General features: G+C 63.3%; 22 protein-coding genes and 1 pseudogene. 1 reads left to right on the forward strand and 22 read right to left on the reverse strand.

Features of this window, described 5'->3' with window-relative positions; genetic code table 11:
- Positions 1-61 precede the first annotated feature (61 nt).
- Positions 62-535 carry a MarR family winged helix-turn-helix transcriptional regulator gene (locus tag AC5RV3_RS05780; RefSeq protein ID WP_494112625.1) on the forward strand — a complete coding sequence of 158 codons (474 nt, stop codon included), beginning with the start codon at positions 62-64 and terminating at the stop codon, positions 533-535.
- 425 nt (positions 536-960) lie between these two features.
- Here AC5RV3_RS05780 and AC5RV3_RS05785 read toward each other — a convergent pair whose 3' ends face one another.
- The 22 genes and pseudogenes from AC5RV3_RS05785 to AC5RV3_RS05890 all read right to left on the reverse strand — a co-directional run bounded on the left by AC5RV3_RS05785 (position 961) and on the right by AC5RV3_RS05890 (position 23580).
- On the reverse strand, positions 961-1614 hold the full coding sequence (locus AC5RV3_RS05785) for a TetR/AcrR family transcriptional regulator (RefSeq protein ID WP_494121300.1): 654 nt from the start codon (positions 1612-1614) through the stop codon (positions 961-963).
- 213 nt (positions 1615-1827) lie between these two features.
- Positions 1828-3366 carry a class I adenylate-forming enzyme family protein gene (locus AC5RV3_RS05790; RefSeq protein WP_494121301.1) on the reverse strand — a complete coding sequence of 513 codons (1539 nt, stop codon included), beginning with the start codon at positions 3364-3366 and terminating at the stop codon, positions 1828-1830.
- 27 nt (positions 3367-3393) lie between these two features.
- Positions 3394-4587, reverse strand: a complete 1194-nt coding sequence (locus AC5RV3_RS05795; protein WP_494121302.1) for an acetyl-CoA C-acetyltransferase — start codon at positions 4585-4587, stop codon at positions 3394-3396.
- Positions 4580-5473: an acyl-CoA dehydrogenase family protein gene (locus AC5RV3_RS05800; protein ID WP_494121303.1), complete on the reverse strand. Its 894-nt coding sequence runs from the start codon at positions 5471-5473 to the stop codon at positions 4580-4582. The genes AC5RV3_RS05795 and AC5RV3_RS05800 overlap by 8 nt, the downstream gene beginning before the upstream one ends.
- On the reverse strand, positions 5470-6594 hold the full coding sequence (locus tag AC5RV3_RS05805) for an acyl-CoA dehydrogenase family protein (RefSeq protein WP_494121509.1): 1125 nt from the start codon (positions 6592-6594) through the stop codon (positions 5470-5472). Before AC5RV3_RS05805 ends, AC5RV3_RS05800 begins: the two co-directional genes overlap by 4 nt.
- Positions 6595-6840: 246 nt before the next feature.
- Positions 6841-7929, reverse strand: coding sequence for an LLM class flavin-dependent oxidoreductase (locus AC5RV3_RS05810; RefSeq protein WP_494121304.1), 1089 nt, complete (start codon positions 7927-7929; stop codon positions 6841-6843).
- A 157-nt stretch (positions 7930-8086) separates the two neighbouring features.
- Positions 8087-9122, reverse strand: a pseudogene (locus AC5RV3_RS05815) (zinc-binding dehydrogenase).
- Between the two features lie 69 nt (positions 9123-9191).
- Positions 9192-9854 carry a 3-oxoacid CoA-transferase subunit B gene (locus AC5RV3_RS05820; RefSeq protein WP_494121305.1) on the reverse strand — a complete coding sequence of 221 codons (663 nt, stop codon included), beginning with the start codon at positions 9852-9854 and terminating at the stop codon, positions 9192-9194.
- On the reverse strand, positions 9844-10542 hold the full coding sequence (locus AC5RV3_RS05825; protein WP_494121306.1) for a 3-oxoacid CoA-transferase subunit A: 699 nt from the start codon (positions 10540-10542) through the stop codon (positions 9844-9846). Before AC5RV3_RS05825 ends, AC5RV3_RS05820 begins: the two co-directional genes overlap by 11 nt.
- A 50-nt stretch (positions 10543-10592) precedes the next feature.
- Complete coding sequence (locus AC5RV3_RS05830) at positions 10593-11531, reverse strand: cytochrome b/b6 domain-containing protein (protein WP_494121307.1); 939 nt, start codon at positions 11529-11531, stop codon at positions 10593-10595.
- 6 nt (positions 11532-11537) lie between these two features.
- Positions 11538-12509, reverse strand: coding sequence for an electron transfer flavoprotein subunit alpha/FixB family protein (locus AC5RV3_RS05835; RefSeq protein ID WP_494121308.1), 972 nt, complete (start codon positions 12507-12509; stop codon positions 11538-11540).
- Positions 12510-12529: 20 nt separating this feature from the next.
- On the reverse strand, positions 12530-13306 hold the full coding sequence (locus AC5RV3_RS05840) for an electron transfer flavoprotein subunit beta/FixA family protein (protein WP_494121309.1): 777 nt from the start codon (positions 13304-13306) through the stop codon (positions 12530-12532).
- Between the two features lie 99 nt (positions 13307-13405).
- Positions 13406-14116, reverse strand: coding sequence for an EthD domain-containing protein (locus AC5RV3_RS05845; RefSeq protein ID WP_494121310.1), 711 nt, complete (start codon positions 14114-14116; stop codon positions 13406-13408).
- Between the two features lie 78 nt (positions 14117-14194).
- Complete coding sequence (locus AC5RV3_RS05850; RefSeq protein ID WP_494121311.1) at positions 14195-14965, reverse strand: SDR family NAD(P)-dependent oxidoreductase; 771 nt, start codon at positions 14963-14965, stop codon at positions 14195-14197.
- Between the two features lie 32 nt (positions 14966-14997).
- A complete protein-coding gene (locus AC5RV3_RS05855; protein ID WP_494121312.1) occupies positions 14998-15378 on the reverse strand; it encodes a nuclear transport factor 2 family protein in 381 nt (126 codons plus the stop codon).
- A gap of 103 nt (positions 15379-15481) precedes the next feature.
- Positions 15482-16837, reverse strand: coding sequence for a TRAP transporter large permease (locus tag AC5RV3_RS05860; protein WP_494121313.1), 1356 nt, complete (start codon positions 16835-16837; stop codon positions 15482-15484).
- A 137-nt stretch (positions 16838-16974) separates the two neighbouring features.
- The gene (locus AC5RV3_RS05865; protein WP_494121314.1) at positions 16975-17535 is read right to left on the reverse strand and encodes a TRAP transporter small permease; all 561 of its coding nucleotides are present in this window, start codon (positions 17533-17535) and stop codon (positions 16975-16977) included.
- Between the two features lie 10 nt (positions 17536-17545).
- The gene (locus AC5RV3_RS05870) at positions 17546-18646 is read right to left on the reverse strand and encodes a type 2 periplasmic-binding domain-containing protein (RefSeq protein WP_494121315.1); all 1101 of its coding nucleotides are present in this window, start codon (positions 18644-18646) and stop codon (positions 17546-17548) included.
- Positions 18647-19431: 785 nt separating this feature from the next.
- Positions 19432-20262: a cyclase family protein gene (locus tag AC5RV3_RS05875; RefSeq protein WP_494121316.1), complete on the reverse strand. Its 831-nt coding sequence runs from the start codon at positions 20260-20262 to the stop codon at positions 19432-19434.
- 81 nt (positions 20263-20343) lie between these two features.
- On the reverse strand, positions 20344-21288 hold the full coding sequence (locus AC5RV3_RS05880; protein WP_494121317.1) for a cyclase family protein: 945 nt from the start codon (positions 21286-21288) through the stop codon (positions 20344-20346).
- Positions 21285-22106 (reverse strand): enoyl-CoA hydratase-related protein, encoded by an 822-nt coding sequence (locus tag AC5RV3_RS05885; protein ID WP_494121318.1) that lies wholly within the window; start codon positions 22104-22106, stop codon positions 21285-21287. Before AC5RV3_RS05885 ends, AC5RV3_RS05880 begins: the two co-directional genes overlap by 4 nt.
- A 7-nt stretch (positions 22107-22113) precedes the next feature.
- Positions 22114-23580, reverse strand: coding sequence for a hydroxymethylglutaryl-CoA lyase-like TIM-barrel protein (locus tag AC5RV3_RS05890; RefSeq protein WP_494121319.1), 1467 nt, complete (start codon positions 23578-23580; stop codon positions 22114-22116).
- Between the last annotated feature and the right edge of the window lie 19 nt (positions 23581-23599).

Consider the following 23599-nt stretch of genomic DNA (forward strand, 5'->3'; position numbering starts at 1 on the left):
ACAACCCATATGATTGAAAAAGTCAATCATTTTTGGCAGCACCGACTTCGAGCGAGGGAACATGTCCGCACCAACCACGGCCGTCCGCCCGTCGGCAACCAACGGCCTCGAACGGCTGTACGGTACCGATCTGGCCAACGAGATCGAGTTCCTCACGGCGCGGGCGCGTTCGCTGGGGTCAGGCCTGGCCAACACCATGCTGGCCGAGCTGGACCTGAAGGTGCGGTCCTACTCGGTGCTGTCGCTGGCGTGCAGCGGAGAGAACCCGTCGCAGCGCGAACTCGCCGACTTCCTGAGCCTGGATCCCAGCCAGATCGTGGCCCTGGTGGACCAGTTGGAGCGGCGCGGTGCCGTCACCCGCGAAGCCGACCCGCGCGACCGCCGCTCCAAGGTCATCGTTGCGACGGCGCCCGGCCGAAAGCTGTACAAGCAGGCCGAAGCAATCATCCGCCAGGCGTCGGACGAGTCCCTGGCCCAGCTGAACGAACAGGAACGGGAGACGCTGCGCGACTTGCTGCGGCGCATCGCCTTCTGAGCGGCGGCACCGGGCCCGTGAAGGCACAGGGGAAAGCTGGCAACAAAGGGCCAGCGGTCCGCGCAAGACGCATGGCACACAAACCCTAGTAGCTCGACGATCCTATTGGCGTTGGTGATTCCTATCGGAAGCCTTCATCTCTGCAGACTGCCCCTCGACCCGTTGAGCAGGAATTGGACGATGAAATGGCAGCGAGAAAAGGCACGGCGACGGGCCGGCAAGAGACAGAGGGCAATGTTTAGAGAGCGCAACTTGAGCAGCGGCATACTCGCCGCCGAAGATGATGCCACTGTAGGATCGGACCCCTCTCGAGCAGCAACGACAGCTTCAATTTTCGATCGTGATCCGATCGCGTGGGGCACGAGATTTCTTGTCGATCTCAAGAAAACGGAGGTCAATCGCGCGTTCCATGAGTACTCGACTTCTCAGTGCCGGCGGGCCACGGATGGGTCGGCCTGAACGGCCCGCAATGTCAGGTCCAGGAATTCTGCCGCCAACTCGTTGGCGCTTCGTCCGCGAAAGGCTTGACCTGTCCACGTGCGCAGGCTGTTTAACGACCCTTCGATGTACCGGCCCAAGATGCGCGCATCGGTCGTGCTGCGAATCGAGCCGTCTTCCTGGGCGGCGGAGACCAGGGTGCGAATCCGCTTCTCGTATTCGCGCCCCCAGTTTTTCATCTGCTCCAGCCGCTCACCAGTCAGATGCCGGCCTTCGGTGTAGTAGATGTTCGCCCGGTCTTTGTACGTCAGGTATCGCACTGCTTCACTGCGAAGGAATTCGCACAGCTCGCCCAACGGGCCCAGCCCCAAGGCCTTGGCTTCCTCGGCGGCAGCATTCGCGTGGAGATAGGACTCTTCGATCACTCGGAAGAGGAGGTCCTCCTTCGAGGAGAAATAGTGGTAGAGGCTGCCCTTGAGCACCCCTACGGCGTCGGCAACTTCCTGCACTGACATCGCGGAATATCCCTTGGCTGCCATGATGGACACGGCGGCCTCGATCACTTCCGTGTCACGGTTGCGTCGCTCGACCACCCGCCCGGACGGCGACTTCAGGCTTACGTTTCCATTAGACCGAGCCATAGCCCCACCTCCCTGCCTGCGCCAGGCTCAAATTTTCCTCTCGCCACACACCAACCGATGCGCTTCCCAGAATAGCACCGTGTCAAACGAACGGTCGGTTCTGATCTTATCGATTTTGGGTCAGGTAGTCGATTGCCCTGTCACGCCCGTCCGCGCCGTCGATTCTCAGTAGGGTACAACACACCATGGGCGTAACTTTGAACGCCGCACCGGTCATGCCGTTGCCGCTTCGGCCAGCCGGTGCCGCACCACTTTTCCGCTCGCGTTGAGAGGGAACTGGTCGACGACACGGATCCACGCGGGACGTTTGAATCCGGCCAGCATCTGGTTGCAGTACACCTCAAGGTCCTCCTCGCGGGGGCGGGGATCACCGGCGAGCACAAAGGCCGCGGGTACTTGCCCCCAGCGGGCATGGGGCACCGCCACCACAACGGCGTCCCGCACACCCGCCACCTGACACAGCACCTGCTCCAGCTCGCTGGGGTAAATGTTCATCCCGCCACTGTTGATCAGGTCGTTGCGGCGGTCGACGATCCTGACGAAACCACCGTCGTCGATCGTGCCTAGATCGCCCGTGAAGTACCAGCCGTCGCGGAACATAGCGGCGGTAGCCTCGGGACGCCCCCAATAACCACGCGCCAAGGCAGCCGAACGGGCCACCAGCTGGCCGACCGCCCGACCGTCTTCGGGCAAGGGCGCTCCTGTTTCATCCAAAACCGCCACCTCGGTGCCGGGCACCGCCCGGCCGACGGTCTCCAAGACCCCGCGCCCCGACGCCTGTAGGTCGCGGATGGACGTAGCGGTCAACAACCCGCCGGAGTTTTCGGTCATCCCCCAGCCCTCGATCAGTTTGGACCCGACAGCCCGGTACAACTGCTCCAGGTCGGCGGCCGGAACCTTGGAGGCGGAGTGCAGCACCGACACCAGGGAGGCAATGCGTTCCGGCTGGCGGGAAACGGCCTGCCCGAACTCGGCCACCACCGGGCTGGGAACGATGAGGAAGGTGGCCGCGTGCTCCTGCACCGCGGCGATCACCCGTTCGGTGTCCCATTTGCCGAGCAACACGGTAGTGCCGCCCACGAACAGGTGCGGCAGGATATGTGCGGGTACGGTCGCCGAAAAGGACAGGGACATCCCGAAGACCTGGACACTGCCGAGCACGTAGCGGCAGGCCAAGGCGTTGCTGCGGCCGAGGTGCGCCACGCTGCGGTGGGTCAGCATGGCGCCCTTGGGTGTGCCGGTCGTGCCGCTGGTGTAACCCAGGATGAACAGGTCATCGCCCTGCGCGTCGATCCGCTGCAACTCCTCCGCTCCCGCCAGCAGTGCGTCCATCGCTTCGCTGCCGTGCTCCCGCGACGCGTCGAAGGAGACCCTGAACCTGACGTCCGTGCCCGCGCATGCTTCGTCGACGTACCGTTCCATGTCGGCGGAGTAGAAGAGCGCGGCCGCTCCGGAGTCGGCGAGGATCACCGAGGCTTCCCGCCCTTTGAAACGCGCGTTCACGGGAACCACCACCAGACCTGCCTGGGCGCAGGCGATGTAGACATCCAGGTAGTCGAGCCGGGTGTCGGACCAGATGGCTACCCGGTCGCCCTTAGTCAGGCCTCGGAAGAGGAGCGCCCCCGCGATCCGGGCGCTCCGTTCGGCCAGTTCCGCATAGGTCCGTACCGCGCCACCCTGCACCGCCAACGCCGGACGGTGCGGGTGGGCGCGGGCCCCGAGCTGCACCGAGGTGGCGATATTGTCCGTCACCTCACCTGCTACAGGCAGCATGGGTGACTACACCCGTTCGACGATCATCGCCATGCCCTGTCCGCCGGCCACGCACATGGTGGCCAGGCCGAACTGCTGGTCGTGCCACTGCAGGGAGTTGAGCAGGGTGGTGGTGATCCGGGCGCCCGTCATCCCGTAGGGATGGCCCAAGGCGATGGCGCCGCCGTTGACGTTGACCTTGTCGGCGTCGAAACCGAGCTGGCGGTAGCTGGGAATAACCTGCGCCGCGAAGGCCTCGTTGATTTCCACCTGGTCGATGTCCGCGGCGGTCAGCCCCGCCTGGACGAGCGCCTTGCGGCTGGCCTCGACCGGCCCCAGCCCCATGATCTCCGGTGAGAGCCCGGAGACTGCGGTGGAGCGGATCTTCGCCAAGGGCCGGATTCCCAGCTCCCTGGCCCGGTCGCTGCTCATGATGACCAAGGCGGCAGCGCCGTCGTTAATCCCGCAGCAGTTGCCCGCGGTGATCCGGCCGTCTTCCCGGAACACCGGCGCCAGGCCGGCCAGGCCCTCGGCGGTGGTCGACGGTCGGGGGCCGTCGTCAGTCTTGACCGATGTGCCGTCAGGGAGCTGGACCGGCGTAATGTCGACGTCCCAGAATCCCTCCTGCCGGCGCTGCTCGGTGAGCTGCTGGCTGCGGAGGGCAAAGTCGTCCATCTCTTCGCGGGTGATCCCGCAGATGTCGGCGACGTTCTCGGCGGTGGTGCCCATGTCCTGGTAGATGTTGGGCATGCCCCCGGTTGCCCGGGGATCCTGCCACAAGCCGGACGGCCGGTCTGACGGAGCAAAGATGGGGTTCTTGGCTTCTTCCGGCCCGTCGGGCACCCCGGGAATGGTGCGGGAGACCACTTCCACGCCTGCCGAGATAAAGACGTCCCCGGCGCCGGCCAAGACAGCGTGGTGGGCCATCCGGGTGGTTTGCACGCTGGAGGCGCAGTAGCGGTTCACCGTCAGCCCGGGCACGCTGTCCAGGCCAAGCCTGACCGGCACGACGCGGCCGATGTTGAAACCCTGTTCGCCGCCGGGCAGGCCGCAACCCATGAACAACTCGTCCACGGTGGCCGGGTCGAGTTCGGGCACCTTGGCCAGCGCAGCCGAGACCATCTGGGCGGCCAGGTCATCGGGCCGGATCGACACCAGCGAACCCTTGTAGGCCTTGCCGATGGGCGAACGGGTCGCGGAGACAATGACTGCTTCAGCCACGGCGCGCCAACCCATCAACGATTTCGCGCAGGCTCAGCACGTGCCGCAGGTAGAAGTGGATGCCCATCTCCCACGTGAACCCTAGGCCGCCGTGGACCTGGATGGCCAGCTCGATCGCCCGCACCGCCTGGTTGATGCCGTGGTAGGCAACGCCGAGCGCCTTCTCCGGTTCCAGACCCGCCCAAATGGCAGCGGTCTCTGCTTGCTCCGCCGCGATGTGCGCGTTGGCCAGATGGTGCTTAACCGCCTGGAACGATCCGATGGGTTTGCCGAACTGGGTGCGTTCGGACACGAATGCGACGGCGTCGCGGACGACCTTGGCAGCCGCACCGCCGGCTTCCGCGGTAAGAACCGCGGCGTACGCCATGGCAGCTTCCGAGGAAAACTCGGTCACTACCGGGACTTCCACGGAGAGCAGGCTGGGCGCGAAATCGGCCGTCGCCCCTTCCGGGATGGAGACCAGCCCATCCGCGCCACTGCCGAGTCCGGTGGCAAGGCTGATCCCGGGCATCTGCCCGAAGACCGCCACGCCCCAGCCCGGGCGGCTGACCGCAGTAGGAATGCTGACGGTCACTGGGCCTTCGGCTTCCCGTGCGGCCTCGGAGTAACGCTTGGCCAGCAGACTGGAGATCAGCGGCAGCTGCAGGCAGCTCTCACCCCAAGCGCGGGCGATCTCGACCAAGTCCATCACACTGGCTGAATCCTCGTCTTCGATGACGCCGGCCAGGTCCCAGCCGCCCTCGGCGAACACATCCCAGGAAACTGGGGAGTCGGATTCAACGTACATGGAAATGTTGTCGGTACCTACCGCCTTGGCCGCGATTTCACGGACCGCTGCGGCCCCCGCCAACCCAATTTCACCTGCAGTCGTCAGCTTTATGGTCATCGCGGCAACCCCAGAACTCGTTCGCTAATAATATTCCGTTGGATCTCGGAGGTTCCCGAGTAGATGGTCGAGGAGCGGGTCTCCAGGTACTGGAAACGCCAGTGATCACGGTCCTCCGGCACGCCTGCCTCGAGCCCGAGGGAGGTGATCTCCTGCCACAGTTCGCTCCACAGCACCTTCAGGACCGAGGTGGCCCGGAAGAACGAGGCCTCATCCTCCTGCCGGTCCACGGCCTTGGAAATCTGCCAGCGCACCAGCTCCACCCGGGTATCCAGCTCGGCCAGCTTCCGCCGGTACTCCGGCCGTTCGCCGCAGGAGGAGAGCAACAGATCCATGTCCGCCCTGATCTCCACATAACGGGTCGCTGCCTCGACGCCTCCGCGCTCGTTGGCCAGGACGGTCATGGCCACGCGCCAACCGTCGCCCTCCCCGGCAACCCGGTCGTCGTCGGCCACAAAAACATCGTTGAATTGCACCTCGGCGAAGTGGGTGATGCCCGAGATCTGCCGGATGGGGCTGATTTCCACGCCGGGTTGCCGGATGTCGGCCAGAAACATGGTGAGGTTCTTGTGACGCGGCGCGTCGGGATCCGTCTTAGCCAGCAGCAGGCACCGATCGGCATGCTCCACGAAGCTGGTCCAGATCTTCCGCCCGTTGATCAGGTAGCCGCCTTCGACCTTGGTGGCACGGCACGAGACGCCTGCCAGGTCGGATCCCGCTGATGGCTCGGAAAAGCCCTGGCACCAGATCTCTTCGCCGTTGAGAATCTTTGGCAGGAATCGTTCCCGCTGTTCATCAGTGCCGTGTGCGATCAGTGTCGGTGCCGTGAGGATTTTGCCAATGCGTGCCAGCCCGTCCGGCGCCTGGGCGCGCGCGGCGAGCTCGTGGAACACGACCTCCTCGGCCAGCCCCAGGCCCTGTCCGCCGAACTCACGCGGCATCGACAATCCGGCGTAGCCGCCACGATGCAGCTGCCGGTCCCACTCGCGCCGGATCTGTACGACCTCGTCTTCGTCCAGTCCCCCGCGGTGTTCCCGCCATCGCGGCGAGACGTTCTCCTGCAGCCAGGCCCTTGCCTCTGCGGCAAATCCGGCCAGGCTGTCTGTGGCCTCGGTAACCATCAATTCCTCTATCCTAAAAGCTCCCAAACGGTTGGTAGACAGATTAGTCCGGCCAATGACCGCTTGTCAATGAAATTCGATGCGGGCTCGGCACCCGCAGGCCCGCCGCGAGCTGCGGCCGCCGCCAGGGTGCGGCTGCTGCGGCACCGGATCGGCGCCACGGCAGCCGCACCCTGGACGTTTGGCACCCTTTGGCCCGCGCTCAGGTCTTCAAGAGGGCCGGGCCCTTCGCCTTCAGGCTGCCGTTCAGGAAGCCACCGCGAGGGACGGCTCCTCGACCCTGGGCAATACCTCGCTTACCAGCATCTCGAGCGAGGCGTTCCATGGCGCCGGGTCGTCAATGTAGTCGTACGAGAAGGGCATGATGTGCCCGAATCCGTCCACCTGGTGGCTGAACTCGCTGAGCTTCTCCGCAACGGTCTCCGGCGAGCCAACCAGCCAGACATGCTCGGCCAGGTACTCCACGTCCATCTGGTCCGGGTCGATCTCATGACCTTCGACGACCAGTCCGCGGTTCAGCCCAAACATCTTGTAGACCGGCAGCAGGTACTCCATCCAGGCTTTGCCCATACCTCCTTCCATGGCCAGCTTCTTCGCCTCCGCGTCGGTTTCGGCAACGAATACGTCCCGCACGATGTAGTGCATCGACTTGTCCACCGTCTGGCCATGGGCCGCCGCCGCTTCTGAGTAGACCTCCCAGTGCGACTTGATGAAAGGCACACCCGAGTAGGTCGACAGCGCCCGGAAGCCATTCGCGCCGGCGAACGTGATGGAGGGGGAACTGGCGCTGTTGCCGGTCATGCCCACGATCATGTTCTCGCTGTAGGGACGCACGTCGCGGTTCGGGTGGTGCGGATCATTCTCGGGCAGTCCAGCACTCCAGAATTCACCTTCGTGGAAGAACTCCTCACCCTTCCAAATCTTCTGCATGATCTCCAGCGACTCGATGGTCATGTCCCGGTTCCGTGACATGTCCTTGATCCCGTGGACGTAGGCGTCCTTGGGAAATGAACCCATGGCTACCCCCGCCATGTAACGGCCTTCCAGGATCTGGTCCAACCAAGCCATCTGCAGCGCCAGGGTCGACGGATGGTGATAGGGAAGGATGTGGGCCATGGGGCCCAGGACGATGTTCTCGGTCTGCAGGGCCGCCGCAGCGATCACCAGGTCGGGGTTGGGAATGGACTCCCAGGACTGGGTCGCGTGCTCGCCCACCAGGTAGGTGCCAAAGCCCGCCTTGTCACAGACAACCGCCTGATCCACCGCCCATTGGAAAACCTCCTTCGGCGAACGTGTCGGAGGGATGAAAGGGGTCTGGAACATTGCAGCCTTCATGTGCGTCTCCTTGACTCGAATTATCTAACAGTCGTTTGGTAGATATAGTATGTGCTGCGTCACACCCGCCTGTCAAGGTGATTGTGGTATGCAGCAGACGGATCTGAGGATCCGGTTTCCTCCCCGGCCGACAGCCGCGCGCAGGCGCCCCGGAGGCTCAGAAGGCGATCATGACTTTCAGCGCCTCGCGGTCGGCCACAGCCCGGAGCGTCGGGTGCCTCGTCGATCCGGGCGGTCCGGTCGAACACCCGGCCCGGATTGAATTTCGCCCGCTAAGACCTGCTGGAGGCGGGCCCCATGTAGGCACGGGCGGGCGCGGGGCCACCAGTGAGAGTCGCGATCTTGCCGAATAACGATCCGAAGCCGATGGGTGCCTCCTCATACTGGGGAGCGCCCACCCCCGAAATCACGCCGCCCGGGCGGTCGATGCCACAGGCCTGCTCGTAGGCGGGCATATAGCCCACGGCGTCCAGGATGACGTGGCTTCCCTCGCCCTTGGTCAGCTTCATGACCCGCGCAATGCCGTCGTCTCCGCGTTCGGCGAGGATGTCGGTAGCCCCGAACTCTAGACCCAAATCGGTGCGCTTCCGATGACGGCCCATCAGAATGACTCGTTCGGCACCGAAGCACTTGGCCGCCATGACCGCTGAAAGTCCCCCGGCGTCGTCGCCGGTCACCGTTTTCCCTGCCTCCACCCGGCCCATATAGGCGGCGTGGTGCCCGGTTAGGTAGACATCCGAGAGGGGCAAGCAGCGACGGCAGCAGGTCACTGGTCTCATCGACTCCGGGCACGGCGACCAGGCTCCCGTCGGCCAGCGGAATGCGGGCAAGCTCGGCTGGAAGGCCTACGGAGTCCGGCCGGCCGTACCAGCCCCCCGTGGACACAGGAGGTGTGGATGCCTTCACGGCAGAACACAGAGGTATTGTCCTGAAAGCCGAAGGGGGCGATGACGAAGTCGCCCTGCTTCACGGTGTGCGCACGGCCGAGCCGACCTCCTCGACAACACCTATGACCTCGTGACCCATCGGCGTACCGGCTTCGGCTGCCGGCATGGACTTGTAGCGGTGGAGGTCGGAACCGCAGACGCATGAGCGAACGGCTCGCACAAGTGCGTCGGTCGGCTCCTGGAGAACCGGATCGGAAACGTCTCAACCCTGACGTCGCCGGCGCCGTAGATTACGGTAGCTTTCATGAATCCTCCGAGGGGCTCATGGAGTCCGCCGAGAGGCTGCCCCACAACCCCCTCGGAGGCTCGGTCGGTTTATCGGGGAAGGCTCAAGGCCTCGGTCGCGTCCCGCAGGGGCAGACCCACCATCTCCTGCAGAGCGGTGAAATCGACGTCGCGGTCAAAAATCTCTAGGACGCGCACCTCGCCGTCGCCGATCTCGAAAAGCGCGACGTCGCTGTACACCCGCTCAACACACTGTTTGCCGGTCAACGGGTAGGTGCAGGACTCCACCAGCTTGCACTCCCCTGTCTTGGTGAACAGGTCCATAATCACGTAGACGTGCTTTGCGCCCACGGCCAGGTCCATCGCTCCCCCGACACCGGGAATTCCACTCTTGGAGTTGGTGCGCCAATTGGCCAGGTCCCCGGCCGCCGACACCTGGAAGGCGCCCATGACGCAGTAGTCCAAGTGCCCGCCGCGCATCATGGCGAACGAATCCGCGTGATGGAAGTACGCGGCGCCGTCCTGCTCGGTCACATAAATCTTGCCGGCGTTGATCAGGTCCGGGTCGGTGTCCCCCTCATCGGCGGCTGATCCCATCCCCAGCATTCCGTTTTCCGTGTGCAGCACGATCTCTCTGTCTGCGGGCAGGAAGTCAGCTATGAGCGTGGGCACCCCAATGCCCAGATTGACGTAAGCGCCATCCGGGATGTCCTGCGCAACCCTGGCCGCGATTTCCTGACGACTAAGCCTCATTTGCCAGCCCCTTTTCTGTTTCCAGTCCGGATGTTGAAACGAACCTGTCGACGTAAATGCCCGGCGTCACTACCGATTCCGGGTCGAGACTGCCCAGCGGCAGAACGTTGTCCACTTCCGCGATGGTCGTCTCTGCGGCCGTAGCCATGATCGGTCCGAAGTTTCGGGCCGTCTTGCGGTAGACCAGGTTGCCCCAGCGATCAGCGGCATGCGCCTTGATAAGCGCAAAGTCCGCCTTGAGCGGGGTTTCGAAAACATAGCGGAACCCGTCGAACTCCCTAACTTCCTTGCCTTCAGTCAGCTCGGTACCCACGCCCGTGCGGGTAAAGAAACCGGCGATCCCTGCCCCCGCTGCACGGATTCGTTCAGCGAGGCTGCCCTGCGGGACCAGCTCAAGCTCGATTTTGCCCGCGAGGTACAACTCATCGAACACGGTCGAGCCGATGGCTTTGGGAAAGGAGCAAATGACCTTCCGGACGCGTTCCAGTTCAAAGAGTCTGGAAATCGCGTCCCCGCCGGCACACGCATTGTTGTTGATGACCGTGAGGTCTCCCACCCCCCGCTCTACGAGCGCGTCGATGAGGTGAGTGGGTTGCCCGGGAGGGCCGAAACCGCTGATGAGGAGGGTGGCGCCGTCCTGGATGCCGTCGACGGCGGCGGCGGCATCAGCGACCTGTTTGTTGATCATCGTCATTCCTTCTCAGAATTGGTCGGGATGTAGAGGCCATCGGGGTGCTGCTATCGCGTGACTGAACCGGTCAGCGAGGCGATGGGCCGGAGGAAGAGCGGTCTGGCCAGCACCCAGAGCACAACCATGACCACCACCGACGCAGCGAAGATCCAGAAACCTGTCCACGATGCGCTGTCCTGACCGGCGTACATGTGGTTGAGATTGCGCAACACCCCTGTGGTGGCGACCAGTGTGACGTGGACGATGATGAAGACTACGAAGTACAGCATCACCGGGAAATGCACGGCCCTGGCCAGTTCAATCGGATAGATCTTGTTGATCCTGGCGGTCTTAGGCCAGGCACCGGACATCCGCAGTCCGGTGATGATAGCCAGCGGCGCGGCCACGAAGACCGTCAGGAAATAGGCCATCACCTGCAGGCTGTTGTAATTGACCCAGCCGTTCTCCATCGGCCAGTCGAGGGAAGCATAATGAATGGCTGCCGAGACAGCATTCGGAAAGGCGTCCCAGCTGGTGGGAACAATGCGCATCCATTGCCCTGTGGTGAGGAGCAGCACATAGAAGACGAGCCCATTGATCACCCACAGTGCGTCCATGCTCAGGTGGAACCACAGATCAAGGCTGATTTTCGACGGCCTGCCCTTGGTCTTGAACAGACCTGAGTTTTTTCGGGTCCAGTGCGCGGCGGGCCGCGCCACGGTGCGCACTTGGATGCCCGAACGGATGATGAGCAGGATAAACAGCGAGTTCAAGAAGTGCTGCCAGGAAAGCCAGGCGGGGATTCCCACCGGCGCGCTCTCCGGCAATTCGCTGTGACCCGGGAACTGCACCATGAAGGACTGGACGTCAGGCAGGGTCCGCAGCCACTTGGCGAGGAGCACCAGGCCCGCCAGCACCAGCAGGCTCAGCGGGACAGCCCACAACAGCGTGGCCCATTTACCGCGCTGCCGCTTCTGGGCGCGTTGTGGATTGAGCAGCGTTTTCATAGCGGATCAACCGCGCTTGGACTCGATGGTCTTGATCAGCTGTGGAACCACAGTGAACACGTCCCCGACGATACCGAAGTCGGCGATATCAAAGATCGGAGCGTCTTCATCCTTGTTCACGGCGACGATCGTCTTCGAGGTCTGCATCCCGGCCCGGTGCTGGATGGCCCCGGAGATACCGAGCGCTATGTACAGCTGGGGTGATACGGTGACACCGGTCTGCCCCACCTGGAAGGTCTGCGGCCGGTAGCCGGCATCCACGGCTGCGCGGGACGCCCCGACGGCGGCGCCGAGCGTGTCGGCGAGTTGCTCGACCAGTTCGAAGTTCTCCGGGGAGCCGAGTCCGCGGCCGCCTGAGACGACGATGTCGGCGCCTCGGAGCGGAGGGCGATCAGTACCGGCTTCTGACTGCTGCACGCTTCGGATCGTGGCCGCGACAACAGAATCCAGGGCGATGTCGGCCGTTACTGCTTGCGGGGCCGCTACGGGTGCCGCGGGTTCCGCGGCGGCATCCTGAAGGATGACGACGGCGGTTCCGGCCGCTGCGGCCGCCTCGACGTCGTAGGCACCGCCGAAGACCGAATGGGACGTGACGATGCGCCCATCCTCGGTGCGCACGTCGACGGCGTCGACCAGCAGCCCGGCGCGCAGCTTGACTGCGGCACGGGCGGCGGCCTCGCGGCTCTCGATACTGCCGCCGGCAAGTACGGCAGACGGACTGTACCGTTCCGTGGCTGCCATGAGCGTTGCAACCTGGGCGGAAACGAGGAGTTCGGAGATCTTCGCTGACTGGCCGATGAAGACCTCTGCCGCGCCGGCTGCCCCGAGTTGTCCGGTGAGGGAGCTGCTTGTTTCGCTGCTCGCGGCCACCACGGCCACGGGGGTCCCCAGCTTCGCGGCGGCGGCCAGCAGCATCGGGGTGCTGTCATGGATCTGGCCGTTCTGGGTGACTTCGGCCAAGACTAGAATGTTCGACATTTTGCGTTCCCTTCCTCGGGTCAAATCAGGCGGCCGGCGGCCAAGAACTCGGCGAGCTGTTCGCCCGCGTTGCCCTCATCGAAAATCTTCTTGCCGCCGGTCCGGGCCGGCCGCTCTGTCACCGACACCATCTGCGTGCGGACGCCTTCCGACAGAACCGCGTCAATGTTCAGGTCGGTTGCATTGAGCTCAGTGAGCGGCTTCTTCTTCGCCATCATGGTGCCCTTGAAACCCGGGAACCGTGCCTCGGGTGTCCGCTCTGTCACGGAAATCACGGCCGGCAGCGCCGCCTCCGCTTCTATGGTTCCGCCTTCGATCCCCCGCTTTCCGGAGACGTTCTGAGGCGTCAACTCGACTGAGTCCAAGTAGGTCAGATGCGGCACGGCAAGATGTTCGGCGACCATTGCGGGAATGACACCGCCGCCTCCGTCTGTAGATGCGTTTCCGGCAATGACCACGTCGTACCCGCAGTCCTGCACGGCCGCCGCAAGGACGACCGAAGTCTGCAGTAGGTCCGAACCGGCCAGGGAATCATCCTGAACGTGCAAGGCCGAGGTGGCCCCCATCGCCAGTGCCTTCCGCAAGGCCTTCGTCACCGTCTCCGGCCCCATGGCCACGGCGACGATCTCCGTATCCTTGTTGGCGTCCTTGTAGCTCAGTGCAACTTCCAATGCCCGCTCACTGATCTCGTCGATCACGGCGTCGCTGGCCTCGCGGTCGACGTACCCCGTATCAAGGTCTAGCTTCCGCTCCCCGTAGGTGTCGGGAACCTCTTTAACCAGAACTACGATTTTCACGGATTCGCTCCTTGTAACTTCTACTACCGGCGCCTCATTTCTAGATCCAGTACAACACGCGGCGCCGAAATTATCAACCATCCGTTTGATTGATTATCGTTACCGCTCCTCCGGGTCGAGTGCGTCAGTCGTCGGCGCCCCGTCCCGGAAGTAGATGCACTCCTGCATGATGAAGGAGAAGCGGCGCTCCGGGGCGGACACGTCCCCGGCGATCTTGGCGACATCGCTCTCCGCAAAGCTTTCACAGGCCAACTCCAGTCCTTTGCGATCGGCAAACCGGAACTCCTCTAAGACGCCGAACGAGGGAAAGCTCTCAACTTTCTCGCCGGCCAGGGATGTGGCCGGTCCGACGGTGAAGCCCGCTGTCCAACCACAGACATGGCGGGAGAATGTGCCAGTGCCCTGAAGCTCCGCCGCGTATCGGGTGAGGTATTGCCTGCGGAACTCTTCTGGCGGCACGTCATCGCGGCAAGCAGACATGACGAGGAGCTTGACCGGGCCGGTTCCGGTAATGACCACATGATCCGTGAGCGCCAATGCCACACTGGCTTGCCTGTCGAGGAATTTCTGCTCGTCGCGAAGAATGCGATGCTGGAACTCTGGAGTTTCGGAAAAATCTCCTGTTGCGTTCGCGGTCGTGGGCAGGCGGACTTCCGCCAAGCCGGCGAAGCAGGCGGCTGACCCTACCGGCCCCTCCCCGACGATGTAGCTTTGCGCGTAGAAGGTGCGGTATTTCCCGTAGCCGGGGGTGGAGGCGACCAGCGGTCCGTGGACGTGCTTCCAGTAGTGCTCGAAGGATGCAGGACTCATCCCGGGCTTGGGGACCAGCAGAGCCGCTCTGCGTAATTCCGGCACTGATCATGCCTCCAGCTTCTCGAAGTGGAACCGCTACAGGGTCAGGCCGCCGTCGACGGTGATGACCTGCCCCTGCACCATGGCGAACTCCCGACGGCACAGGAACTCCACGACACCCGCAACGTCATCGAATTCGAGGCCGCGCCCACTGGGGTTGGCGCTGCTCTGGGCCGCGAGGCGTGCCTCCCAGGTGTCCGGAAACATCCGGCGGCGGGCTTCGGTATCAAGGGGTCCCGGCGAGACGCAGTTGACCCTGATTCCGTCGGCTGCCAATTCAATGGCCAGGTAACGGGCAAAGTGCTCCGCCAGGGCCTTGGGGGCACCCAGCGCGCCGTAATCCTTAAGAGCGCGCGAGGAACCAGCGCTGGTTACGAAGACGATATTGGAGCCCTCCCCGTATAGATGCCTGGTCTCGCGCACCAGATGGACCAGGGACGTCCCGTTCGTGGCGACAGCTTGGTCAAGGACGTCAGCGGACATGCCTAAAAGGCTTCCAGGCGCCGCCATTGCTGCAGCGTGCACCATCACTGTCAGGTGGTCGGTAAACGAAGAGATTTTCTGCGCGAGATTCCGGACTCCGGAATGGGTACCCACGTCCGCTTGAATAAGGTGCGGTTTGGCGCCAAGGTCTTCAATGCTTTTCGCCGCTTCCTTGGCGGCCACTTCATTGGAGCGATAGTTAAGGAATACATCGGCACCCGGTCGAGCCAACCGTTCAGCGATGGCCCGCCCGATCCCGCTGGTTCCTCCGGTCACGCATACTGACATCTCCTGGTCCTTTCCAGACATGCAAGTGGAGAGCATCCGGTCCGATGCTCTCCACTTGTGGGACTGATTTATCCGTAATCTTCGTACTTGCTGACTTTTCCGTCCGAGATCGTAAAGACGGTCGCCAGGTTAATGCTGATGGGCTCACCCGCCGGCCCGAAGGGCGTGTCAACCTTGTTGGTCCCCTTGAGCGTGTGCTGGACCAGTACCTTATTACCGTCCACCATCAGTCCGGTCCTATCGACGAGGGCCCGATCGGGAATGAGGTCCGGCGTCGCCCGGTACAGGGCTACCGTTGCCTCGCGACCTTCGGTGACAAAGCCGCGGTTGTGGTGGGTGAGGTAGACGTCTTCGGCGAGGAGCGCCTCAAGTCCGTCGATGTCAAAGTTGTTGTAGGCCTCGAGGTACTGCTCAACGATTTCTACCGGTTTCGCTGCCATGGTGCCCATTGCTCCTTAGATTGATTTCTTCATTTGACAACCCCGCAATCAACCGGGCGTTTGTTTTATTATTGTGGCGCCTATCACTCATGTCAAGACTGTACGCGGCCTGCTATTGCTGCATCAGCGTCGGCAACCAGTCCACCAGCTCCGGGAAGCCCGCGAGCAAGAAGACGACGGCAAGGGCGGCCGGGACGAACCATAGGGCACCCTGAAAGACATCCCACAGACCCACCTTCTGGCCCACGTTGACGTCCTTGTCCTGCGCGATACGGTGCACCAGGAAAGACAGCATGCCAACCGGCGGCGTGAGGAGCCCGATCTCGCCCATCAGGACGACGAACACGCCGAACCAGATCGCACTGAATCCCATCTCCATGACCACCGGAAGCAGGATCGGCACAACGATCAGGATCGTTGCCATGGGCTCCATGAACATGCCCAGGACCAGGAAAACCAGCACCAACAGCACCACGAATCCGACAAGGCCTAAGCCAGCGTCCGAAATTTGGTCAGCGAACCACCGAGCCAGGCCGGTGAGGGCCAGCATCCGATTCAGCAGCGCCGCGCCGATGAGCAGGAACATGATCGCTCCGACCGATGCGAGGGTGTCACGCAGCGCCTGGCCGACCGATGGGAGAAAGTCCTTCTTGTTCTGGCGCCATGCGGCCAGGATCAGGGCGCCGAGGGCGCCGATTGAACCCGCCTCCGTCGGAGTGAAGAACCCCAGATACATGCCGCCGATCACCACAAGGATCAGCGCGATGAGCGGCCAGATGCGGCCGAGGCTGATCCACCGCTCCCCCCAGCTCGCCCGTTCGCCCCTCGCGGGGCGCGGCGCCAGGCGCGGGCGGACGACGGCGATGCCAAGGACCAGCAGGATGTAGGCCAGCGTCAGCAGCAACCCGGGAATGATCCCCGCCATAAGCTGCGGTCCGACCGGGATCTCGGCAAAGCTGGCGTACACCACCAGCAGGATGCTGGGTGGAATGAGCTGCCCGATCGTCCCGGCTGAAGCAACCGCGCCCGTGGCCAGCCGCTTGTCGTAGCCCGCTTTCAGCATTTCCGGAATGCCGATACGGCCCACAGCATAGGTGATGCCCATCGTGGAGCCGCTGGCCGCCCCGAGGCCCGCCCCGGCTATGTTGGTGGTGATGGCCAGCCCTCCGGGCAGCCAACCCAGCCAGCACTTGGCCGCGTTGTAGAGATCCGTTGTCACCCCGGAACGCCAGAGCAGCAGCCCCATCAGTACGAACATGGGCAGGACACTCAGCATAAACGAGGCTGTGTTCCCGAACGGCACTTCGGTCATCATGTTGACCAGTCCCGGCGTACCGGCGATCAACCAGACGCCCAACAGCCCCGGAATTGCCATGGCGACGCCGATATTGATGTTGAGCAACAGCAACACCAGCATCAAACCGAGCAACATCGCGCCTTTCGCGACATTGGGGACCGGCTGGTTCACGCCCCAGACAAGTGCGACGATGGCAACCGCGCAGGCGATCAGGAGGAAAGGTCCGACCTTCCGGGTCTTCCGCGGAACCGGCGTCATCACGGCCGGCTCCGCAGTGCTCTTGATTTCGGCAGTTGACGCATTCCGGATCATCGTGCATCCGTTTCTGGAAGTATGTCGTCAGCGAGAACCGCCAACGGGGTTCGGATGTATTGGACGGTTTGCACGGCCAGGGTGAGGAAAAACGCCCCCAGCGTCACAGGCACAACGAAGCGCATGGGCCACACAGGGACCGCCGTCGCTCCGCTGAACTCGCCCAGCGCAGCCTGGTGAAGTGCGCCTTCCAGCCCGAACCAGACAAACGCGGCGAGTAGAACCATGGTGATGATGTTTCCGCCGATGGCGGCGACCGCCTGAGACTTCAGCCCCAGGCGTTCGGTCACCAAGCTGACGGAAATATGCTCCTTGCGCTGCTGCGCCAGCCACATGCCGATGAAGGAGATCAGCACGATGTACCAATACGTCACCATCTCCAACGTGCCGGCTATGGGCATATTGAAGAAGGAACGAAGTGACACTTCAGCCACGACGTGGAGCATCATGACGACGATGGATGCCATGCCGACCCATTCGATCAGCCGTGCCATCCATCCGACGCCGATGGCGGCCCTCGGGCCGACGCCTGGGTTTTTTTCCATGGTTCTACTCACCGTTACTCTGCTAGCTGGGCATGTTCGGGGCGAGGATCTTCTCGGTCACGGCGTCCAACCAGGGCTGCAGATCCGGAATGTCCTTGCCGTTTGCCTCCACGTGGTCCGCCCAAGACTGCGCATCAGCCGGGTAGCCGAGCTCGTCGACCGCGCTCGTCAGCCATTCCTTATGGTTGGCTTCCATGGCGCCGAGCGTGGCACCAGGATCAGCGATGACGCCAGGTGCGGACTTCACGATCTGCTCATCGAGTCCGGCGTGGTAGTCAGCGATCTTCTGCGACATAGCTTCGTCCGGGACCACGTAGTTCATACCCTCGAGATCGAGCGCCTTGATGTTCTGCTCGAAATTGCCCGTGATCATGGCCTCTAGATAGGCAGGGATTTCGCCCCAGATGGCGTCCTTGGCTTCCTGGGGCAGACGGTCCCAGGTATTGACGGACATTCCCAGGACCATGCTGCTGAAACCCATCAGGCCGGCAGCGTTGTAGTACTTCGCGTGGTCCTGAAGGCTCAGGGCCATCATGTCCGGCGGCTGGGTCCAGGAGCAGTCCAAGACGCCCTGCTGGAAGGCCGAGTAGGTCTCCGCTCCGGTCACGGAGGTGGGGACCATGCTCAACATTTCGGCCTCGCCGGTCGCCGCGGCGCTGCCCACGCGGGCCCGCTTGCCCTGGACCTCGTCAAGCGTCGAGTTTTCGCTGGAGCAGAGGATGCCGTACTTGTGATGCGCCAGGAGTCGCGGGACAAGCGGCGTAATCCCCTGCGACGTCAATTCGTCCATGTACTCGTCCGTCTCGAAGGCCCACTCCATCGTGGCCGCCGCGCCCTGCAGGGCGCCGGCAACAGGACTGTTGTCCGCCATGTACGCCAGGCTCGAAGCCCACTCATCCATCGGGAAGGCGGCCGGGGTATAGACGGGCACGAAGGTGGCAAGGTCGATAATGCCATCCTTCAGTCCACCGGCCAGCTCGTCCGAGCCCAGGAGGCTGTCGCCGTAGAAGTACTCAAAGGTGATCTTCCCGTCGGTCGCCTCGGTGACTCCGTCGGTGAACGATTCCATGGCAGCGGTCTGCCAGTTTTCGGGGCCATACATGGTGCCGACCTTGAGTGTCATCTCCTCAAGTGCGCCGCCGCTGCCGGAATCAGAGCCGGCACTGGAGCCGCCTCCGCCACATCCGGAGATGAGAAGCGCAGATCCCGTCACACATGCGACAACCCCTGCCCTCCCCAACCCTACTCGCGGCTTACTGGTCCAAGACATGGGGTTCCTTTCTCGCTGCACCTACAAGGCGATGCATTTGACCATACGTCTGGTTGGTTCGACATGCCAGCCTAGCGCGGTCACTGGGAATGCGTCAAGGATCACAAGTGACATTGATTACCAGACGATTGGTTGACGGCCGGCCATGACAGCAGCGCTACGCGGGAGCATCATCACTTCGTCCTCGACCGCAGGTCTCGCGGGCAGCCCGGGGTGGTTTCGTACGTGACTTCCAGGCATGCTCTCGTGGGGTTGACGAAGTTGCCGCGCTGGAGGCCGCGCCCTTCCGGGGTGCGCGTCATCTCCATCCATCCCTCCCCCGTCGATTCACGTATGATGCGGGCGCTGGAGGCTGGATATGTTTCCGGCGACGCCCAATTCGGTCCGTGAAGCGATGGCCGCAAGCATCCCGCTGGCCCGATACGCTACCCCACACGATGTGGCGGAGGCTCGTGCTGTTTCTCGGCTCGAATGACAGCTCTTTCATCACCGGTGTGCAGTATCGTATCGACGGCGGAAAGGCCGCCCTGTAGGACTAAGCTGACCAACCGCTGCAGGCGCAGTTCCGCGCGGACGATCGGTTCCCCGCAGGACGCGTTGCCGGAGGACCAGGCATCTGCCCTCCAGCAAGCGTTTGACTACCGGGCCACGAGCGCAATGGGCCGCACCGGCGATCCGGTGCCGCCGCCGATCCGCAGGGGGATGGCGATAAACGTGAAGTCGGTGACGCCGTGCTCCGCAATGCCTTCCAGGTCCATGCTCTCCATGATCGATATGCCGTTCTCGACCAGGTTGTGGACGTGCACCGGAAGGTTGATGATCTGCGACGAGGGTTTGTGTTCGTAATTCATGGTGTCAGAGCCGGTGGCAACGATCCCACGTTCGCTCAGCCACTTCGCCCCTTCCAGGGTCACTCCGGGTAGGCCCGTGGACAGACCAATGTATTTTTCCGGGTCGTCCCAGTACTGCATCCATCCGGTGCGCAGCAGCACGATCGAGCCCGGGCCGGGCTGCGTCTTATCGGAAAACCAGGCTTCGAACTCCTGCGGCCCAAACCCGTCCGCCGGGGTCAGGTCGCGGCCGAGCAGCTTCGGACCGTCCACGAGATGGCCGGGGCCAATAAGCGGACCCGTTTCTTCGATACTCCCGGCGTTCAGCCCGTTCATGCAGTCGAGGCCTTGGGCCACGTCCCGGCTGCCGTAGGTCTTCCCATCCTTGATCACATGCCCCAGCGCATCGACATGGGTGCCGACGTGGGCACCCATGGCGATCATTTCCATCGCGGCGGATACGCCGTCCTTGTAGCCGAACCCGCCATGGGTCTTGGCCATCGCGAAGGCGTACGGCGGGTGGTGCGGGTGGCGTGCCATCCCGTTCTCCAGCCGGACTGCAAGGTCGAAGATCCGGGTCGGACCGCCGATCTCCGCTCGAATGTCTGTGTCAAAGTGTCCGCCGGACCAGTCCACCATCTGTCTTCCTCCAATAGTCAAAGTCTTTTGCCGCCCAACTCCCCCGGCGCCTGCAGCTCGAACCCCGCCGGCACGGGCAGTTCAGAGGATTGCCAGGGCGTTGGACGTCGAGCTGACGCCTCCGGTGATGGGGAGCGGCACGGCGACGAACAGGAAGTCGTACTTCCCCGTCTCACGGCAGCTGCCCGCCAGCCGGTCGAGGTCGAGCAGCTCTGCCATCGGAAGGCCCAGCCCCGGCAGCAGGCGGCGGTGCAGCGAGCCCACGCGGGGGTCTCCAGGGGCGCTCTCCACCGCAGGGTTGTCGGAGCACACGGCCGCCATGCGGCTGTCCCAAAGCCAGGCCGCCATTTCATGGCCGGATTCCAGTCCGATGAAGGCATCACCGGCGTCCGCGAGGTCCTGCCCCGATTCCCGGCGGCTCCTGTATTCCTCCAGCCAGCCGGTTCGGACGCATAGGATATCGCCGGGCCGGAATTCAACGCCCTGTGCGGCTGCCACCTCACCCAGCTCCGCGGGACCGATGGTTCCCTCCAGGAACGGGTCCGTCCCCAATCCGCGCTCAGCGCGATACCCTGCCACATCCAGCAGGACGCCCCGGCCCACAATCCCGCGCTCAGCCCAGTGGTGCATGCCTAGGGTCTCGCGGGCTTCCTGGTCGTCGGTGATGCCGCCGTAGTATCCAAACTCCCGGGCACGGATATGGGTGAGCCCGTCCCATTGGGATGAGGCCTGCGGGTTGAAATCGTTGAGAACGTCCTCGTTGATGTTGCGGGCGCTTTCCAGGAGATCGTGCCGCACCGCCGGCCGGCCAAACAGGGCCGGATTGAACGTGTCCATTGGAACGTTCAGTGGAACCGTCCGGCCAGTGGCCGCTTCGCGCGTGGCCGTCAGAACCCGCTCCGGGGTCAGATGGGCCAAGGTGCCCAGTGAAGCCGGCAGCAGCCCCCAGGACTGCTTGACGTCCAGCGGCCCGATGTGGGGAAGTTCGTCGTATTTCGGCAAGTCATCAACCTGGCCCTCCGTCATGCTTCCTCCCCGTTGAAGATGCGGATGGCGCCCTTCAGCCCGTGGTCCTTGATGGATTGCTGCAGCTCCTGGATCTCCGGAGTCAGATGCAGCAGCGCATCGGTTTCAGCGCCCATGCGGCCGATCAGCTCGAGCCCCTGCAGTTCCGCAACCCGGTTGACCCCCTCCTTCTTCAGCTTGAGGATCGACGCCGGTGTCCGGGCGATCGACTCCGCCGTGCGTCGGACATGCTCCAGCAGTTCCGCTTCCGGCACCGATTCCGTTGCCCAGCCCCAGGCCGCAGCGGTCGTGCCATCGATCCGATGGCCCGCGTCGAAGGACATCAGTTTGGCCCGTTTAGGGCCGACCAGGGTGGACCACAAGGGCGAGATGAATCCTCCGCCGATGGGAATCGCCGGGGAGGCGGCAATCACGGCGTCATCGGCCACGATCGTGATGTCGCTGAACACGCACATCTGCGTGGCGCCGGCCATGCAGTATCCATGGACGGCGGTGATCACCGGGACCGGGTGGCGCCAGATTTTCATGTAGCGCTCGATGTTGGAGAGCTGTCGGTCACGGTCCTCGACCGGGTCCCGCTCGTCCGCGTATCCGATCTCTGCCGAGTCGCCCGAGACGTCATACCCTGCGGAGAACGCGCGGCCGGCTCCGTGGATGACGACGACGCGGTTGTCGGTCTGGGCCAAGCGGTCGAGGGCGTCCTCCAGTTCGGAGAGTAACTGGTCGTTGAGGGAGTTGAGCTTCTCCGGCCGGTTCAGTGTTATCCAAGTGACATAGCCCTCCTGTTTGACCAGGAGCGTTTCGTAATTGTCGTTCATGGCGTCCTTACCTTGTCCTGCGGGCGAGCTTGACCCGCATTTCGGGCGTCGTGAGCGAGAGGCTGGTCGCACTGCCGCGCGTCCCCACCAGCTCCTTGATGTGGTTCAAAATGGTGTTGGCACTGTACCGGGGATCGGTCTGAATGGGACCGGCGGCGAGCATCGCATCCACTTCCAGCTCATTGGTCATGTAGCGCAGCAGCAATTCCTCGTCGCTGATTCCCTGGGAGAACCGCTTGCGGATGTCGGTAAGGCTCTCACTCGGCTTCTCCCACGATTCAAAGGCCTTTGCCCGGGGATTCGATAGGATCTTGTCGCGGACATCCTCGTTGAGTTTGCCGTGGATGGGGCCGTAGTGGCCCATGATGTAATGAAAAACCTCGTCCGGGATAATGGTGTAGGGGTCTCCGGTGACGACGTTGAGCACGGCCTGGATCCCGACGAACTGCGAGAACGGGGTGGCCATAATCGGTTCGCCAAAGTCCAAGCGCACCTGCGGAATGGCCTCCAGAACCTCCGGCAGCCGGTGCTCCATCCCGTGCTTGGCCAGCTGTGCGCGCAAGGACCCCGTCATGCCGCCCGGCAGTTGATGATCGTAAACCCGCGGATCATGCTCAACCGGCTGGCCGGTCCGGTACCCGCCGGCGGCGGCCTGCCTGATAAAGTTCTGCGCTACCGGCCCCAGCTGCGAGGCATCCAGAGAGTGCGTACCGCCGAGATATTCGACGATGCCGATCATGCTTTCGGTCGACGGCAGGGACACCCCGTTGGCCATCGGGCGGGAGGCCGTGTGAATCCGATCGAAGCCGGCCTGGATGCCGATCATGTAGTTGAGCTCTGCCATCGCCGCATTGTTGTGGCAATGCAATTCCAGCGGCAGGCCCTGGACGGCCTGGCGGATCGCCGGCAACAAAGTCTTGGCCCGATCCGGCTTGAGGATGCCGGGAGCGTCTTCAACCTCGATGGCGTCCACACCGTCCCAAGAGGCCATTTCCGCTGCGCGGGCGGCGAAGAAGGCGTCGTCGTGCACGGAAGTCAGTCCGTACATGACTGTAGGCACCGACTGACCGCCCTCGCTGACGATGTAGTCGGACAATCGCTTCATGGTAGGCATGTCATAGGCGCAGTCGTAGATCCAGAAGCTGGTGACCCCGTGCTTGATCAGGGTGCGCACCCACAAGTCGATGATCGATTCGGGTGCCCGCTGGAAGCCGATAACGCTGTGCGTGCGCATGCCCGCGCGCAACTGGTTCCCGGTCAGGCCCCGCGCCATGAAGTCAGTAGTCGCCCACGGATCGTCGTGGAAATCGCGGGTCAGTACCTGGAACATGCCAGGACCGGTCAGGTCGATGGTCCGAAAGCCCGTGTCACGCAGGTGTGGCAGCGCATCGGCGGCGTCGTAGGCGCGCATCTTCAGACCCCAGTGGCTCTGCTGCCCGTCGCGTAGGGTCTGGTCGACAAAATCAATGTGCATCCGAGTCTCCTAAAAAATT

Source organism: Arthrobacter sp. Y3221114 (genome assembly GCF_059092625.1).

What these genes read in the sequence shown, in the direction of transcription:
- AC5RV3_RS05810 (WP_494121304.1), bottom strand. Translation starts at nt 7,929, where the DNA reads ATGAAGGCTGCAATGTTCCAGACCCCTTTCATCCCTCCGACACGTTCG.
- AC5RV3_RS05875 (WP_494121316.1), bottom strand. Translation starts at nt 20,262, where the DNA reads ATGGTGGACTGGTCCGGCGGACACTTTGACACAGACATTCGAGCGGAG.
- AC5RV3_RS05820 (WP_494121305.1), bottom strand. Translation starts at nt 9,854, where the DNA reads ATGAGGCTTAGTCGTCAGGAAATCGCGGCCAGGGTTGCGCAGGACATC.
- AC5RV3_RS05830 (WP_494121307.1), bottom strand. Translation starts at nt 11,531, where the DNA reads ATGAAAACGCTGCTCAATCCACAACGCGCCCAGAAGCGGCAGCGCGGT.
- AC5RV3_RS05835 (WP_494121308.1), bottom strand. Translation starts at nt 12,509, where the DNA reads ATGTCGAACATTCTAGTCTTGGCCGAAGTCACCCAGAACGGCCAGATC.
- AC5RV3_RS05785 (WP_494121300.1), bottom strand. Translation starts at nt 1,614, where the DNA reads ATGGCTCGGTCTAATGGAAACGTAAGCCTGAAGTCGCCGTCCGGGCGG.
- AC5RV3_RS05845 (WP_494121310.1), bottom strand. Translation starts at nt 14,116, where the DNA reads ATGAGTCCTGCATCCTTCGAGCACTACTGGAAGCACGTCCACGGACCG.
- AC5RV3_RS05870 (WP_494121315.1), bottom strand. Translation starts at nt 18,646, where the DNA reads ATGACACTCAAGGTCGGCACCATGTATGGCCCCGAAAACTGGCAGACC.
- AC5RV3_RS05850 (WP_494121311.1), bottom strand. Translation starts at nt 14,965, where the DNA reads ATGCTCTCCACTTGCATGTCTGGAAAGGACCAGGAGATGTCAGTATGC.
- AC5RV3_RS05780 (WP_494112625.1), top strand. Translation starts at nt 62, where the DNA reads ATGTCCGCACCAACCACGGCCGTCCGCCCGTCGGCAACCAACGGCCTC.
- AC5RV3_RS05855 (WP_494121312.1), bottom strand. Translation starts at nt 15,378, where the DNA reads ATGGGCACCATGGCAGCGAAACCGGTAGAAATCGTTGAGCAGTACCTC.
- AC5RV3_RS05825 (WP_494121306.1), bottom strand. Translation starts at nt 10,542, where the DNA reads ATGATCAACAAACAGGTCGCTGATGCCGCCGCCGCCGTCGACGGCATC.
- AC5RV3_RS05805 (WP_494121509.1), bottom strand. Translation starts at nt 6,594, where the DNA reads ATGGTTACCGAGGCCACAGACAGCCTGGCCGGATTTGCCGCAGAGGCA.
- AC5RV3_RS05885 (WP_494121318.1), bottom strand. Translation starts at nt 22,106, where the DNA reads ATGAACGACAATTACGAAACGCTCCTGGTCAAACAGGAGGGCTATGTC.
- AC5RV3_RS05880 (WP_494121317.1), bottom strand. Translation starts at nt 21,288, where the DNA reads ATGACGGAGGGCCAGGTTGATGACTTGCCGAAATACGACGAACTTCCC.
- AC5RV3_RS05890 (WP_494121319.1), bottom strand. Translation starts at nt 23,580, where the DNA reads ATGCACATTGATTTTGTCGACCAGACCCTACGCGACGGGCAGCAGAGC.
- AC5RV3_RS05800 (WP_494121303.1), bottom strand. Translation starts at nt 5,473, where the DNA reads ATGACCATAAAGCTGACGACTGCAGGTGAAATTGGGTTGGCGGGGGCC.